Here is a 16,471-nt window from a genome sequence, read left to right on the forward strand (position 1 = left end):
TAATACCATCCAAAATTAATTTATCTAATATTTTAAAGTCCTATGCCTTTAAACCTGAAAGAACAAATCCAAATCTATTGCTATCATTTACTACTACAAGAACCTTTCTTCGATTCACTACAACCAAATGAGCACTCCACGAATACAAGTCATTTGTATCTTCAATCTTATTATAATCCACTAAACTCATCTCTTCCCAGTTGCTTTTGATTAAATACTATTGACCATTAAAGGAAAGCTATTCAAACATTCGTTCTGTTTTTTGCAATAAAAAATACCCGCAGCTGTCATATCAATTATACTTTATAACAGCTGTAGGTATATTCTTACCAGTTTAACTATTTAATTGATGCTTCATAAATTTTATTAATTGAATTTGCCAGAGTTCTATTAAATTCTTCTTCAGTTTGCTTTACAGTTAAATCTTGCAGCAATGCCCTTGAAAAACTAGCAATTAATCCATGGTTGTCAGCTAATTTTTTATTTGCCTCACTTTGGCTGTAACCACCGGATAAAGCAACAACACGGACAACATGTGAATCTTCCATTAGGTCGCTATAAAAATTATCCTCCGTTGGTATTGAAAGTTTAAGCATCACTTTTGTTTTTTCATCAAGACTTGATAACTGTTTTAAAATTTCAATCTTCAAAAGTTTCTCTGATTCTTTTTTGTCAATGCTATGGATATCTACCTCTGGTTCAATGATTGGAATTAATCCGGCATCAAAAATTTCTCTGGCAACTTCAAACTGCTGATCGACGATGCTTTTGATTCCATAAGAATTAGCTTCCTTAATAACAGAACGCATCTTCGTTCCAAAAATATTTTTTTCTACTGCTTCCTTTAAAATGCCCTTCAAATTATCTATTGGTTTCATAAGTTCTACGCCATTTTGAATTTCTAAAAGACCCTTATCAATCTTTAAAAAAGGTACAATATTTTTTTGTTTCCAGAGATAATCACCAGTATATTCACCATCAATAGTACGACGCATTGTATCTTCAAATAATATTGCCCCCAAAATATACTTTGAATTAAAGGCAGGACTCTTTATAATACGCTTTCTCATATCATGTACTAAATCAAACATATCTTTATCATTAGAATAACTGCTATTTGAAATTCCATATTGCTGCAATGCCTTTGGAGTGCTGCCTCCACTTTGATCTAAAGCCGCAATAAATCCATTACCTGCATGCATCCTAATAATTTGTTCTTCATTCATAATTCTTTCCCTCCTATATATAAGATAAATCATTTATTTACAATTTTTAAATCCTTGATCTTTTAAAACAGGATAAACCTTTGGATAATAATTATACTGATAAATATTCATTGTCTGACTGCTCCAGTTTACTTCTTGTGTTCTTCCAATGGCTTTAAGATAATCAGCCATTTCTTTGTCGTACTCAATAATAGTCTCTCTAATATTTTCTTTATTGTATTTTTCATTATGCCTATATGCAGCTTTTGGCATTCTAGGCTTTAGTTTAGAATTGTCTGAAGGATATCCAACAGCTACTCCTAAAATAGGGAATGTATATTTAGGCAATCCAAGAAGTTTTATAACATCATCTGGATTTTTCCTAATTCCACCAATTGGAACAATTCCAAGTCCAAGTGATTCTGCTGCTGTCATAAGATTTTGCGCAGATAATCCTGCATCAACTGAAGCCACCATTATTGATTCAACGCTTTCAGTTATATTCATTGGGAGTTTAGTTATTTCTGAAGCAACTTTTATTTTATAGAAATCAGCTATAAATATAAAAAATACAGGAGCTGCTGCGACCCATGTTTGCCCTCCAGTAAGCTCTGCAAGTTTTTCTTTCGTCACCTTATCTTTAATAACTAATAGACTTGTTTGCTGACCATTAATTGAGTTTGGCGCTGCCTGAGCTACATTAACAAGCTCATTTATTATTTCCTCAGATACATCCTCATTTGTATAATTTCTTATTGATCTATGATTTTTCATTGTCTCAATTACTTTGTTCATATATATCACTCCATATAATATTATTTCTTAGTATGCACTTTTAGAAATAAACTATCTCAAATTAATATTTTTTATTAACAACCAATTGAAAAGCTATGATTATTTTGTTATATGATTCATTTAAGTAAAATTATCATTTAATAATTATTATCTATTGATTATTATTATATTGCAAGAACAATTTTAATTCAAGCCTTTGGTAAATATTTTATTTAAAATAAACATTAATTACAAAATAATCTAATTCAAATTCAGCATTTCTATGTTATTTTGCTGCAATATAAATAAAAAATACCACATAATTCAAAGTTGAACTGTGGTATATACTTGCAAATTTTTATAATTTATTTTTCAATTCCATATCATTTAAAGATATTTCTGGATGATGATACTGATCTCTTTTGTTCAGCATTTTTCCAGCACTAATAGATTTTTTAGGGCACCAATGAAAACAAGCTAAACAAGTTGAGCAATCCTTTCCCCAGTACGGTCTTTTATTTACCATTTTTATGTTATTTAAAGGGCATACCTTTTCACATATTCCACAGCCAACACACTGTGAAGTATATGAAGCATTTTTAGGAGTTAAATATAATTGCTTTCCAAGAGATTTACAAACAGGTTACTAACTCAACTATTAACTTATACATGTCTCATAATTCACTTTACGATGCCATTTTGAAACATGTATAAGTTAAGTTTCATCTTGGTAATCCTTCAATTAGTTTTATTGATCGTTCTGCCTCAGCCTTTATAATGTGATTTACATATGTTCTTTTTATCTCTTCTAAAGCATCAATATTTTCTTTATATGAAAATGCAGAAAGACACATTACACTTTTCCATACAATTATATAATCATCAGAATAATCTTTTAAAAATCCCAATATACTCTCAAACACTTTTAAACTTGCTAATTCTCTATTGTAAAAAATCATAAATCCTATGGCATCTAAAACCTCATATATCTTATATTTTTCTTGTAAATTAAGTACCCCCATCAGCACCTCAAAAATAGATTTATCCATTCTAGCTAAGCTTCTAGCAATAATATCTCTTGGCAATGGATAACTGACTTTTTTAGATACTCTATCAGGTAATTTTTTATATTGATTACTTCCTATTTTGCCCAAATACTCTACCATAAGCTTTGCAGCAATAGCATTACCCTTTTCAAGCACAGAGCATATTTCAAGCTTTGTGTACAAACTTTTTTCAACACATAATCTTTCTAACAGTGCTTGTATAAGCTTTATATCACTACATCCAAATTTCATATATAACACACGAATAGCTGCTGTTCTTTTCGCTGGTGATTTTGCATTTATACTGTCAATTAACTCGTCGTAGGATAAATCCATTAATTCATCAACATCAAACTGGTCTGCCATTCCTCTTTTTCTTAGCTGTTCTGAAGTACTTTTCATAAAAAACCTCACGTTCTTTGCTATAGATAAACCTAGCGTAATATAGCTTTTACATAAACTCTTTTGTCTTTATAATATTCCCGGCCTTCTTCAGACATTTTGTTATAACTTCTTTCAAGTTTATTTTTAACAAATTCAGTGCCCTCGTCAATATTCATCTTTCTCTGAACAAAGGCTAAATAAAACAATGCAGGCAAGGCATCATAATGAGAAATTGCATCAGCATCGGCAACGCATCTTTCTTCTATAGTTCTTTTTTCTTTTAATACACTCCCTCGATGATTCAATATGCATAATTTAACAAGTTCAATTTTATCCTTTGGATAATTATATTTTTTCAAAATTTCCTCTGCCATAGCTGCTCCATAAATATGATGTTCTTTATAAAGCTTATAATCTGTAACAGAAGCTATATCGTGTAACCAGCCGGCTATTTCACACACCTCAACATCTGCTTTATATACTTTCGCAAGTGCAACCGCATTTTTAGCTACACTTTTAATATGTTCATAGCTCCCCTGTCCAAAAAAATTATTTGAGCTTTCACATCTTTTCTTTATTTCTTCCTTTATTTCCTCAAGCATATCCATTTTTTTTATTCTCCTCCACGTTATATGAATTTCAAAATAAATCCATAAGCAATCATATAATCAAATATATCAAACATATGTTCGAATGTCAATTTTACATATAACTGGATTATGGAGGATTTATGGAAACAAATGCTATAATTTAGAGGTTTTTGACCTTCTCAAGTCTCTCCTTGTAAAATTTACTAGTTCTATAATCTATAACATCCCTAAAATGCTTTATAAAAGCTTTATTCTTCTCAAACGCCTTTAAAGAGGGTTTTATACAATATGTATCTCCATTATCATAAAAAAATTCATCAGCAGAATTTAAAAAAGCAGCTCTTGGGTTTTTAGCAATTTTTAAATATTCTTTCTTTCCCCATGTTAAATAATCTTTAGTAGACTTATCTCTTATTAAATCTACTGCATTTGAAGCCTTGCTGTAAAACTCCTTAAAGCTTAAATATATTTCATCCTCAGTTACAGATACTTTAAAGTATCTATTGTTATAAAAAATATACAATTTTAATATTACTATTTCTATATTAACTTTAAATCAACTTATCAATTACTCGAAAACCCTGATTCTCAGCTATTTGATATAATGGAGAAATATTTTTCATTAAAGTATTATTAAAATCTTTGTTAGTGTAATGCTTGTAATAATCACATGGGTTGTCCACTCTTAATATATTTGCATAATCTTCAAGAGCATATTTAACCTTTTTATCACATATATAGGAGAAAGCTTGATATTGAGTATTGCAAAATTCTTCAATATAGTTTTTGTAGCGTAAAAGATTGTTACTTTTGATACTATTAATATTTTTAAAAGTTGGTATTAGATTCCACATTTCATCGTGCAAAACAAAACTCCAAGGGATAAAATGATCAATACTTAACACCCCATGTTTATCAAAATTTTCATCAGTAAACTTTTCACCTGTATAAATATCGATTACCCCTCTAACTAAAATTATTTTCTTCCAAAGTTTAGTTGCCTTTGATAAATTTCTGTGTTTTGGTGACTCAAGTTTAAAAACTATTGCAGGTACATTTGGATTCCTTTTTTGTATAAAGCACACCAGTTTATAATAAATCCATGCCTTTATCACCTTATAATTTTCTTTTAAATAGTCTATCCAACAATCATTAATAATTATTTTATTTTCTTTATCCTTAACAATTTTATACAAGCACTCTTCATTATGTAATGCCAAATCAGTTATTAAATTATTTCTTGAATTTTTTTTCACTTTATACAATTCATCTGAAAAAAAAGGTGACAATAACCGATATGGAACTTGATTAGTTAATTCCTTCATCATTTTTAGTAATTCTTTGTCATCCTTATTGTTAAATAAAAATTCTAAAAGTTCTTTTTCATCGCAATTTGAAGCAAATTTATATTTTTCTGCAATATGATATATTGATCTTTTCAAGTTATCAAACACACCAAAATTCAATTTATACTGCTGATGTGGATACCAAGCATACACTATCATTCTCGCAATCAATCTTTTGAATTTTATTTCAATATTACCACTGCTCACTTCATCCAAAATTCCAAGTAACCAATACATTTTATAACTTGCAACAACCTTATCATCATCCAATAACCTAGAAAACATTATAGAATTATTTTTTTTATTAACAGGAGGTACTATTTCCATATCCTTATATTGAACTGCTTCTTCTGTTTCTATCATTATTAATAGCTCTCTTTCATTTTAATAATTTTTATATCTTCATTAATGTTATTTGCATGGACTGCTTTATAATAAAAAATAAAATTTTAAAATTTAATTTTCACAGCAATTTATTTTTATTCTAGCACCATATTTTATAAAATTCCATATTATTTCCTCAAATAATACCAAAAATGCCAGCGACACTTCCTCGTCACCAGCATTCCTCTTACATATTCGCTTTTTCAAGCATTCTCCTAAAACTCTCCTCAAATCTCTCATCGTCCTCCGTCGTTCTCTTCTTCGGTCCTTTCATGTGATTCTTTGAGGAAGCTCTTCTAGCCTTTTTTGCCAAATGTCTTTCCATCAGCATCTGGTCAATGTTGTCATTGGTATACCACTTTCCAGATTGATGAATAGCATACGCACCCTTTCCAAGTGCCATAGCTGCAACGCCATAATCCTGCGTAACAACTGCATCGCCCTTTTTCGCAAGATTAACAAGAGCAAAGTCCACAGCATCAGCACCTGCGCCAATTATCTTAATATCACTGTAATCAGAATGTAAAACATGGTTTGTATCGCATAAAAGTGTAACTGGAATACTCATTTCTTTAGCTACCTTCTCTACAATGCGAACTACAGGGCAGGCGTCAGCATCAACATAAATAGTCATTCATTTACACATCCAATCAAAATTTTTTGTTATTTTTTATCTGAACAATTTGCCGCATCTATTGCAATAACAAGTAGGAGTCCCATTATCTCATCCTCAGGATTATAAAAATCAAGCATATAGGTATCTCCCCAATGAAATGGTTCCTTTGAAATATGTACAATAGGTGCAGAGCCACTATAAACCTTATAATCCCATCCAAAAAGATCTCCATTCACCTTCCAACCATTGCAGTCTATGTCATACTTAGGTTTAAAAAATGAAAGTTCCTTTTGTATTATACCCACTGTTGTCCCATTTATCTCTATTTCAAACTTAGGCAGAAAGGCCAAAAGCCTTTGGTGAATTGCCCCCACTTCATTATTGTTTGTATCATACACGTGTATATTATGTCCAATGGACAAAAATTCAGACTTTACAAAGTATTTTGGCGTCTCACTTTCGTCATAAACATCATCAGTATCTGTCAAGGAAAATACACGCTGATTTATCATTAATTTCATATTATTCACTTCCATTCTCAGTATTTCTCTATCTCCATTTTACTATAAATCATAATAAAAGACATGCTAAAAATGCCAATAGCATCAAAAATCGTTACTGGCATTTTTAAAATAATATATCACTTTATTTAATTTTTTCTGTCATCAATTTCACTTTAACTTTTCTCAATCACTTTCTCCAGACATCTTAATAACCCCATCAAGCATTTCAATTAACTTTTCCTTTTCTCCACTCCCATTAGTAGCAACTCTTAAAATAGGCAAATCTATTTGTTTTAATATTTTATCCTTAATAGCATCTCTTCTTCTTTGCTCACTGCTATTCATATGGTACTCATATCCATCAACTTCTACAACGAGTACTGGCTCTTTGTCTAGCTTATTAAATATTAGGAAGTCTACATGTGTCCACGGATTTTGAATAAATGCTTTTTCCTCATTATTAAACTTTGAAGAATCTTTTACTATAGAATTTAATGGTATATGAATAACACACCTAAATGAAGCATACTGAGGATAATTTAACACTTCTTCTATTACACTGTACATTAAATTTTCAGATTTATACTCAGATACATTCTTTGCCGAATTCATTATTTTCAAAAGTTTATTGGAATACTCACTATATAGTAAATCAAATACCGAAATCTTTTCACTTTCAACTACAGGATTTTCTAAAGAATTATATTCTATGTATCTAATTAAATCTCCAATATTACTCCCATGGCGTTTAAAGAGTTTGTTTGATGTAACTATTATAAATTCTTTTACAGCACGTGACACTGCCACATTTATTAAGTTCTCATCATCAACAAATGGATTTATATCATTTACTACTGTTGAAAATATTACTGTATCCTTCTCTCTACCTTGAAATTTGTGTACAGTATCAATTTCTATATTTAAATTTTCAAAGTACTTTCTTGCTTCTTCAGCTTGCTTTCTATATGGACATATAATTCCAACGCTGCTACAATCTCTATACTTATCCTTGTTTGCATTAATAATCTCATCCCGTATAACTTCTATCTGCCTTAAGTTATCCCAACTGCCACCATTAAGTTTGTCCTTACGTGCATGATTACCCGGAGCTGTCTTATAAATTTTTAGAGGAACATCCCTATTTTTTTCTTTGGTCATAATTACAAGCTCATTATCATAAAACTTTTCATTACAGAAACCTATTATTTTGGGATGACATCTATAATGCTCACATAATAAGGTTCTTGGTAGCTTATCTTTATAGAGTTTAATTAAAGATGATATAATGCTGTATTCACTGTAATTATAAGCTTCATTAATATTAGCCTCGTAAAAAAGTTTATCACTGTTTTCCTTTATATCAGAAGGGACAATTTGAGGCAGCTGCTTTACATCTCCAACGATAACAATATTTTTGCAACAGGCAAGTGCAAGTGATGCGGTTACTAAATCAACCTGCGAAGCTTCATCAATAATTAAATAATCAAACAAATAGTTTTCTGGTATGCAGGTCATTATTGAATTTGTAGTACTTAATATTATTGGATAATCCTTTATAAAATTTTTAAAATCGTACTTAAAGCTTTTTATTGTATATCTCCTTCTACTTTCTTTGGAGTACTTTTTTTCAATATAAGCTCTAAATAGTTTTGAAGATCCATCTTTAAAATCTTCCATTAGACCATCATAACTTTTCCCCTTCAAATCATTTTCTAAAGCTGCTATTTCTTTTTCCAGATGTTCAATAACTCTATCATAGTAATCTCTCTTAAGTGAATTTACTACTGTGTTTTGTTTTTCACTTATGTATTTAAATTTATAAATTCCATAATCAATAAATAGTATTGCTTTAATTAATAAATTCATCCTTTTATTTCTTAACATAATTTTCTCAAAGTAAGGTAAAAAATTTAATATTAAGTCACTTGGCCATTTTCTAAAGACCGAATAGTTTGATGTAGTTATATATTCCCAATTAAAATTAGCTTTAAAATACTTTTGCTCAAGTTTAAATTTTGAAAGCTTTTCCTTCAATTTAACCATTTTATTATGTTTTTGAAGCAAATCATCTAAAGTACTGTCCATATTCTTTAAGCTATCCAGTAAACTCTTTTCTTTTTCAGTTTCTAATTTCCAGTCTTTTAAATCTGGCAAATCAACTTGTTTATTCTCAAAAAAATTAACTTTTTTATCCTTTCTTCCAAGCAGTGCATTAATAAAACCATATCTATCTTTCTCTAGCTTCTCATAAACATTAGCTGTTGCAGAATTGTTTCCAGACACAACTCCAACATTTTTATCCCTATAAACAAGATTAGCAATAATGTTTAATATAGTTTGAGTCTTGCCCGTTCCTGGAGGACCTTCAATAATACTTATAGAATTTTGTAGTGCTGCATTTACAGCTTTCTCCTGACTTATATTAAACCCAAATGGAAATATTACAGCTTTTTTATTTTTATGGCTTTTAATATCCCTTCCTTCTAAATATGTAGAGAGTACACTATCAGAACTAAGCTTGGTTATTTTGTTATATTGATCAAATAATAAAGTTCTTCCATCTTCCATTACAGCTACATGCATTGATAATTTTTTTAAATAACCAAAAACAGCTTTAGTTTTGTTTAATTTTAAACATGAATTTTCATATCTTACTTGTGATTTATGATGTATTTCCGCTTTTCCACCACCTTCAATAACTCTAATATATTCTCCAAAGTCAAGTATCTGGGATGTTTCCCTTACTGGAATATCAGAAATATATACAATGCAATCTCTCAAACTAACTTTTTTAGGCTTTTTAAATATTTGTACATTAGAAGCATTATATCTATAAGACTTTTTTCCATTTGAATAAGCTATCTCTACTTTATCTTCAAAAGACTTTAAATAGTCTATTTCCTTGGTTTTATCCTCAAACTCTTTTGTTTTATTATTTTTAATTAAAATTAGATTTGTGTATATATCCATTTAGTTCTCCTTAGAAATTAAAATACGTTATCTATAACTTAATCCTTCCTGCAATTTTTATTTACAATTTCAACAATATCCTTACCATACCTTTCACACTTCACATTTCCAAAACCATTTACTTTCCTAAGTTCCTCTACACTTTTAGGTTTAGCCTTAACCAAAGCTTTAAGCTGTAAATTGCTGTATAAAAAATATGGTTTAACATTTTCCTCTCTACTTTTATCTAAACGATACTTTCTAAGTTCTTTATACAAAGGTGTTTCCTCTATCGGTTCTTCATGCATAATATCCTTATTACTTAATTGAAGTTTTTCATTATTATCAAATAAATCTCCATACTTTTTATTATAGTCAAAAGTATATGTACTATTGTGCTTTAATAATGTGTTTGCAATGCTATACATCTTTTCTTCCGTGAACCAGTATCCATCCTTATTTGCATCAACTAATTCCTTCATTTTATTTATAAGTTGATCATGTTTTATTATATGCTCCTTTATTTCCTTTTTAGCATATCTGCTATTTATAATAGTTTTGGAATTTGCCGCAACTACAAGATGCTTAATTAATGAAGACCTATGCTCGCCAAACTCTTCTTCAGCCTTCAATATATCTTTTATAAGCTCAACATGCCTTTCATTTTGAACTATTGGACTATACATTCCTTCTTTTTTATACGTTTTACCATTAGCTCCTTTAAAATATCTTATAAATTCTCCGCTGTTAGTTATCTGTATATCTCCAACCATGTTTTTACATTCTACTACTAACAAAAATCTAGGGTTAATTACAACAAAGTCGATTTGAGCTGTAAGATCCTTATACTTAAGATATAGATCATGCAAAATTAATATTGGCATATGGCTATTTTTAAGTTCAAATGCAACATTCTTTTCTCCCACTATTCCGCAAGACAATAATTTTATATCCTGCTCTATTTGTTTATGCTTTTCCTCTGGTGCAACTTTCAAAACTTCCTCCAAAGCTTTAAGCTTATCATTATTTTCATTAAATTCTTTAAGAAAAGTAGGCTCTCTTAATGTAGATGGCTTATTAGTCATAACCTCTTTTAGTGTATTAAAAAATCCCATATTATTCCTCCCCTAAATTCATATGATAATCCAAATGACTGCTTATGCATTTTATCTTTCTTGCTAAATATTGTAATTATATTTTACTACAATATTATACAAATTTGTATATTTTATTATTAAAAAATACTAGCAACAATTAGAATCATTACTAGCATTTTTATAGAAATTCTTACTACTGTGGAGCATCTACTTCAGTTTTAAAGCTAAGTTTATCATTATTTTCTTTTGGAGTACTCTACATTATTGTTTACTAAATATAAAAAAACACACCTGACCACCGCCAAGTGCTAATTAAACTATTTTTTATAAGTAACAATCATATGCTTAGACATAATCCTTCCAAGTAAATAAAACATATTTCCAAAAAGCCTTTTAAAGATAGGGAGAGGCACAATGGCATCATATGCTCTTTTAAGTCTATTTCCCTCCTGCCAAAAAGCTCCATCCTGCGTTGCATATTCTGATTCCTTCACATAATCAAAGCTCATTCCTCTAAATAAATTGTAAGGTATCAAAATTGCATACGATGGAGCATGCAACTTTTTACTTTGAATATCTTCATAAAATTTCCTTGCAGTAGCTTCTGATTTTCTTTTATGCTTTTCTGTCTCTACATAATTGTTCCAGCTAACTGCACTTATTGGGAGAGTGTAACAGCAATTAAAGCCCCAGCCTTTCATAGTTCCCGCCATATTTTTTGTTGAATTTCCCGCTCCAACGCCTCCTGTAGTTGAAATTACTAGTCCTTTTTTATTAAAATATCTAGGTCTATGAAGCATAAAGCATAAATGATCTACAAAATTTTTAGTTAGCGCAGGCATCTGGAGATTATAAGTTGGAGCAGAAAAAATAACACCATCATTTTCTTCAATTTTATCCATGATTTTTTGTACAATGCTATTGTGAGGACAATAAACATGCCCCTTTCTAAAGCAGGAACTGCAGCCTGCACAAAAGGGCAAATTTAAATCCTTTAAGTGAATTTCTGTAAACTCTACTTTACTAGATTCTAATAACAAATATTCTTTTACAAGCATAGTTAACTTCCACGTATTTCCTAATCTTGATCCACCATTGATTATTAGTATTTTCATATCACTGCTTTCCTCCAAATAATTTATCTATCATAAAATCAATAAAAGCTTCTCTTTCTTTTCTGTCATTAAAATTAAATCCAAAGCTTTCCTTCATAGTGTCCTTCCTCAAAAATGCTGCTTGCAAAATAGATGTCAACCCAAAACTTAAGAGCATTTTATCCTTTTTAGGAATACTGTAATCCTCCATAGAAAATAAAAGTCCCTTAACTGTTTTCATTGTATTATCTGCCACAGTAGGGCTATTCATATCTCCCAGTATAGAAATTTTAGAAACAGAAGAATTTTCAATTAAAAAGCTAGTTACCATTTTTGTAACCTTCTTAAGACGGCCAATTGAACTTAATTCATGGTTAACATCTGGTTTAAAGGATTTAATTACGTCACTAATAATTCTCTGAACACAGATTTCAAGTAATTTTTCCTTAGATTCAAAATGATAATTAATTAAACCTATTCCTACACCTGCTTCTTTTGCAATAGCACGAGTTGTTATTTTATCAGCTTCACCATTTGCTTCTTGTATTAAATTTATTGTAACAGCAATTATATTTTCCTTTGCTAATTCTGATTTTTTCATATTACCTCCGTTTTTGAACGTTGTTCAGTTTTATTATACAACTAGAGCTCTTCATTTGTCAAAAAATAAAAAAGCTGGCAGCAAATTTCTAACGCCAGCATCTCAAATAATATTCCAATTGAATTATTACTTGTTTTAATTAAAAACTTATTATCAATTTATAACATCACCAAAGTATAATTTATAAAAATTCACTGAGTACAACTTGTAATTTTTCTCTATTGTTCTTAAGCATATTTACATTTTCTAATATTTCATCAACTTTATTTTTAATCCAAATAATGCTGCTAATTTCCTTTTCAATTGTAAAAGGGAAAGTACTATGGAGTTCTTCTATTTGATTATTAATGTTATGAAAAATTTGCTGTAATTCATTTATCTTATCATCTATAAGTAATAGATTTTTCTCTAAATAATTTTCATCCTCTTCTTCATTTTGAACTATGCATATTAAAGTTCTAAGCTCATCTAAATCTCCATCTTTATACGCTGCACAGGTTCTAAGCCATAAAAATTTACTTTTTTCATTAAATTCATTTAAATCAGGATGAAGTCTTTTTACTAGTTTTTTATATAAACTCTTAAATTCTTTAGTTTCTTCAACATCCATCCTTGGAAGCTTTAAAAATAGCTCTGATTTTTTAATTTGATTAGCATATTCATTTATTTTGTTCTGCCAAAGCCTAAGTTCCTTCTTTAAAACTTCTTTTATTTCTTCGCTTGTCACTTTTTCTCCTCTGTTTAAAGCAGCCCTCCTTATCGAAAGCTCCCTTTTTAAAGCCCTAACTTCTATTTCAATTTCTAATCTTTCTTTTTCATGCTTGCCTATAGTCATCATATATTTACTTTCTAAAAAAGGCTTTTTATCCTTTATTAAATATTCTCTCTTTTCTACTAATATAGCAATTTCACTTTTTAAGCTGTCTATTAATTTCATTTTCCTATTGTACTCAATATTAAAATTTATATCTCCCAATTTCCTCACCCTCCCATTAAGAGTCCCCATTTACACATTCGCCATATGCACCAATGCCAATTAATTTTTATATGATTAAGCTTTAAATTATATGTATTAATAAATTCTTCAATATTTTATTCTAAATCTTCTCTCGTTAGGATCAATATCAAGCTTTTTAGTAACCATATCATCTACTCTAACAAAGGTGTTTCCCTTTCTTATTTTGGCTAAAAAATCATTAATGCCTGGCTCTTGACCTTGGATTTCCATTCTAACCGTTCCATCGTCACAATTTTCTACATACCCTGTTAAATCATAGGAAGCTGCTGTATACTCCGCAAAATACCTAAAACCAACTCCTTGAACTCTTCCACATACTTTTACTAAATATCTTTCCATAAAATTCACCCCAAAAAATTAACACTATGTTTCATATATTATAACATTTTTTATATAATATTATTATATAAAATCGCTGAATATAAAAATTAATATATACGCAAAATAAAACTGAGTTTTTATTAAATTTTAATTAAATATGAATTTTTATTAAATTTATTTGTCAGATTTAGCTTACTATGATAAAATATATAAGCACGAAATAAATTTAGGAGGTGTTTTTTATGGAATATTTAAAATTAGATGAAGATAAACAACGTGAGCGCAGCGTTATACGTCAAGTTTACCTTTGGATGGCACTTGCACTTTTAACTACAGCTGCAGTTGCATTTTCTATATCAATTTCTCCATCTTTAATGGAAGCTTTATTTAGTAATAGGTCATCTTTCTTCGTCCTAGCTATAGCTGAAGTTCTTATTGTAGCTTTTTTATCAGGAAGAATACACAAAATGACCTCGCAAACTGCACTTTTAGTATTTGCTGTATATTCAGTATTAAATGGAATTACGTTTTCTTGGATATTTCTTGCTTATAGTTTAGGTTCAATTGCAAGTGTATTTTTAACAACTGCTGGAACTTTCGGGGTTATGTGTTTCTACGGATACGCTACTAAAAAAGATCTTTCAAGCATAGGTAATTTATGCTTTATGGCACTTATAGGACTAATAATTGCTTCTGTCGTCAACATATTTATAGTTAATGATGCTTTCTCTATGATCATATCCGTTATAGGTGTTATAATTTTTGTGGCACTTACGGCCTATGATATGCAAAAGATAAAGAAAATGGCTGCATCCTTAAACTACTCTTTGGATGCTGATTATACTTCAAAAGTAAGCATTCTTGGTGCTCTTACACTTTATCTTGATTTTATAAATCTTTTCTTATATCTTTTAAGATTGTTTGGGAAGAAAAGATAAAAAAAGTGCGAAGTAACAATGCTTCGTCGCATTAAAAAAATCCTATAAATCTAAGGTAAAAAAATCACAAAATCCTAAGATATTTCAATAACTCGCTGAGAAAATGCTCAGACAATTGAAATATCTAAGTATTTTGTGATTTTTTTACCAATATTTATTAGGATTTTTTTAAACTGTTCCTTCAGCATTGTTACTTCGCTCCCACGGTGGTGCAAGGAAAAAATTCCTCCGTACCTGCGGAATTTTAAGCGCGAATCTTTGTAACCAATTAAATTTAGCACTATATATTGCTATTAATTTCTATTGACCAACCATGATTACAGCGAATTTTTCGTAGAGAAGCGGAGAAAATTTTTCAATTTGACACTTAGATTTATTAATTTTATTTAATATTCCAAAATGATGTTACTTTGCATATTCCTTTGCTAGCTTTTCAAAAGCAGGTAAAGCTTTTATAACCTGTTCTGTAGTTACACAGTAAGAAATACGCACATGGCCTGGGCATCCGAAATCATCTCCAGGTACCAAAAGCAAATTATATTTCTTTGCCTTTTCACAGAAAGCATAGGCATCTTTTTCAAGTGACTGAGGGAACAAATAAAAAGCTCCTTCTGGCTTTACGCATTTATATCCAAGTTTAATTAAACCATCGTATAATAAATCTCTATTTTTCTTATAAATTGAAATATCTGAAGTATCGCATACGCATTTTGCTGCTACTTTTTGAAATAAACTTCCAGCACATACATAACCAAGTGCTCTACCAGCTCCGCAAACAGCAGCATATACCTTACGTGATTCTTCCATTTCATCTGGTACCACTATATAACCTATTCTTTCACCTGGAAGGGACAATGATTTGCTGTAAGAATAACATACAAAAGTATTGTCATAATATTTTGTTAGGTATGGAACTTCTACATCATAGGCAAGTTCACGATAAGGTTCATCTGAAATTAAGTATATTGGATGTCCATATTCCTTTGATTTAGCTTTAAGTATATCTGCAAGCTTTACAATAGTTTCTTCTGTATATACTATTCCTGAAGGATTGTTTGGAGTGTTTACAATAACTGCTTTTGTATTTTTATTTATTCTTTTTTCAAATTCATCAAAGTCTATTTGAAAATTTTCAATTTGTGCGGGAACCACTATAAGCTTAGCTCCCATAGCTTCTACAAAGCATCTGTACTCAGGAAAATATGGTGCAAAAGTTACAAATTCATCTCCAGAATTTGCTATCGCTTTAAAGCACGCGCACAAAGATGCAGCTGCACCCATTGTCATATACAAGTTATCAGCGTTAAAGTTTGTTTTAAATCTCTTATTTATAGATTCTGCTATAGTCTTTCTTACATCAAAATCTCCCTGTGCACTTGTATAACCATGTATAGCCACAGGATCTTCATCTTCTAAAATCTCAATAATAGCCCTTTTTACACTTTCTGGTGCAGGAACATTAGGATTTCCAATACTAAAATCATATACATTTTCAGCCCCAACTTCAGCTGCTCTTTTTTTACCGAATTCGAAAATTTCTCTTATTACAGAACGCTTACTTCCTAATTCATACATTTCTTGTGATATCATAACTTTAATTCCTCC

Annotated in this window: 17 protein-coding genes and 1 pseudogene; 1 reads left to right on the forward strand and 17 read right to left on the reverse strand. The window is 29.9% G+C overall.

Annotated elements, in window-relative coordinates:
- Window positions 1-40: 40 nt before the first annotated feature.
- The 16 genes and pseudogenes from ACJDT4_RS06220 to ACJDT4_RS06295 all read right to left on the reverse strand — a co-directional run bounded on the left by ACJDT4_RS06220 (window position 41) and on the right by ACJDT4_RS06295 (window position 13,946).
- Window positions 41-181: a DUF6933 domain-containing protein gene (locus tag ACJDT4_RS06220; RefSeq protein ID WP_406786677.1), complete on the reverse strand. Its 141-nt coding sequence runs from the start codon at window positions 179-181 to the stop codon at window positions 41-43.
- A gap of 157 nt (window positions 182-338) precedes the next feature.
- Window positions 339-1,226 (reverse strand): fructose bisphosphate aldolase, encoded by an 888-nt coding sequence (locus tag ACJDT4_RS06225; protein WP_406786678.1) that lies wholly within the window; start codon window positions 1,224-1,226, stop codon window positions 339-341.
- Window positions 1,227-1,259: 33 nt separating this feature from the next.
- Entirely contained in the window at window positions 1,260-2,000 is a 741-nt protein-coding gene (locus ACJDT4_RS06230) for an NADPH-dependent oxidoreductase (RefSeq protein WP_406786679.1), read from the reverse strand.
- Window positions 2,001-2,337: 337 nt separating this feature from the next.
- A pseudogene (locus tag ACJDT4_RS06235) lies at window positions 2,338-2,592 on the reverse strand (EFR1 family ferrodoxin); the annotation flags it as partial.
- A gap of 109 nt (window positions 2,593-2,701) precedes the next feature.
- The gene (locus ACJDT4_RS06240; RefSeq protein WP_406786680.1) at window positions 2,702-3,427 is read right to left on the reverse strand and encodes a hypothetical protein; all 726 of its coding nucleotides are present in this window, start codon (window positions 3,425-3,427) and stop codon (window positions 2,702-2,704) included.
- A 32-nt stretch (window positions 3,428-3,459) separates the two neighbouring features.
- Window positions 3,460-4,017, reverse strand: a complete 558-nt coding sequence (locus ACJDT4_RS06245; protein ID WP_406786681.1) for an HD domain-containing protein — start codon at window positions 4,015-4,017, stop codon at window positions 3,460-3,462.
- A gap of 142 nt (window positions 4,018-4,159) precedes the next feature.
- Window positions 4,160-4,522, reverse strand: a complete 363-nt coding sequence (locus ACJDT4_RS06250; RefSeq protein WP_406786682.1) for a hypothetical protein — start codon at window positions 4,520-4,522, stop codon at window positions 4,160-4,162.
- A 28-nt stretch (window positions 4,523-4,550) separates the two neighbouring features.
- Window positions 4,551-5,708, reverse strand: a complete 1,158-nt coding sequence (locus tag ACJDT4_RS06255) for an HNH endonuclease domain-containing protein (protein WP_406786683.1) — start codon at window positions 5,706-5,708, stop codon at window positions 4,551-4,553.
- A 208-nt stretch (window positions 5,709-5,916) separates the two neighbouring features.
- Window positions 5,917-6,363: a YaiI/YqxD family protein gene (locus ACJDT4_RS06260; RefSeq protein ID WP_406786684.1), complete on the reverse strand. Its 447-nt coding sequence runs from the start codon at window positions 6,361-6,363 to the stop codon at window positions 5,917-5,919.
- 29 nt (window positions 6,364-6,392) lie between these two features.
- Window positions 6,393-6,866 (reverse strand): LURP-one-related/scramblase family protein, encoded by a 474-nt coding sequence (locus ACJDT4_RS06265; RefSeq protein ID WP_406786685.1) that lies wholly within the window; start codon window positions 6,864-6,866, stop codon window positions 6,393-6,395.
- A gap of 165 nt (window positions 6,867-7,031) precedes the next feature.
- Entirely contained in the window at window positions 7,032-9,818 is a 2,787-nt protein-coding gene (locus ACJDT4_RS06270; protein ID WP_406786686.1) for an AAA domain-containing protein, read from the reverse strand.
- 38 nt (window positions 9,819-9,856) lie between these two features.
- The gene (locus tag ACJDT4_RS06275) at window positions 9,857-10,912 is read right to left on the reverse strand and encodes an HRDC domain-containing protein (protein ID WP_406786687.1); all 1,056 of its coding nucleotides are present in this window, start codon (window positions 10,910-10,912) and stop codon (window positions 9,857-9,859) included.
- Window positions 10,913-11,211: 299 nt separating this feature from the next.
- Window positions 11,212-12,009 (reverse strand): flavodoxin family protein, encoded by a 798-nt coding sequence (locus ACJDT4_RS06280; RefSeq protein WP_406786688.1) that lies wholly within the window; start codon window positions 12,007-12,009, stop codon window positions 11,212-11,214.
- A 1-nt stretch (window position 12,010) separates the two neighbouring features.
- Window positions 12,011-12,589: a TetR/AcrR family transcriptional regulator gene (locus ACJDT4_RS06285; protein ID WP_406786689.1), complete on the reverse strand. Its 579-nt coding sequence runs from the start codon at window positions 12,587-12,589 to the stop codon at window positions 12,011-12,013.
- A 181-nt stretch (window positions 12,590-12,770) separates the two neighbouring features.
- The gene (locus tag ACJDT4_RS06290; RefSeq protein WP_406786690.1) at window positions 12,771-13,565 is read right to left on the reverse strand and encodes a hypothetical protein; all 795 of its coding nucleotides are present in this window, start codon (window positions 13,563-13,565) and stop codon (window positions 12,771-12,773) included.
- Between the two features lie 108 nt (window positions 13,566-13,673).
- On the reverse strand, window positions 13,674-13,946 hold the full coding sequence (locus ACJDT4_RS06295; protein ID WP_406786691.1) for an acylphosphatase: 273 nt from the start codon (window positions 13,944-13,946) through the stop codon (window positions 13,674-13,676).
- A 224-nt stretch (window positions 13,947-14,170) separates the two neighbouring features.
- Between ACJDT4_RS06295 and ACJDT4_RS06300 the strand changes: the two genes are divergently transcribed.
- Complete coding sequence (locus ACJDT4_RS06300; RefSeq protein WP_406786692.1) at window positions 14,171-14,866, forward strand: Bax inhibitor-1/YccA family protein; 696 nt, start codon at window positions 14,171-14,173, stop codon at window positions 14,864-14,866.
- A 405-nt stretch (window positions 14,867-15,271) separates the two neighbouring features.
- Here ACJDT4_RS06300 and ACJDT4_RS06305 read toward each other — a convergent pair whose 3' ends face one another.
- Window positions 15,272-16,456: a pyridoxal phosphate-dependent aminotransferase gene (locus ACJDT4_RS06305; RefSeq protein ID WP_406786693.1), complete on the reverse strand. Its 1,185-nt coding sequence runs from the start codon at window positions 16,454-16,456 to the stop codon at window positions 15,272-15,274.
- Between the last annotated feature and the right edge of the window lie 15 nt (window positions 16,457-16,471).

Source organism: Clostridium neuense, assembly GCF_045310695.1.
GTDB classification, from domain to species: domain Bacteria; phylum Bacillota; class Clostridia; order Clostridiales; family Clostridiaceae; genus Clostridium_S; species Clostridium_S neuense.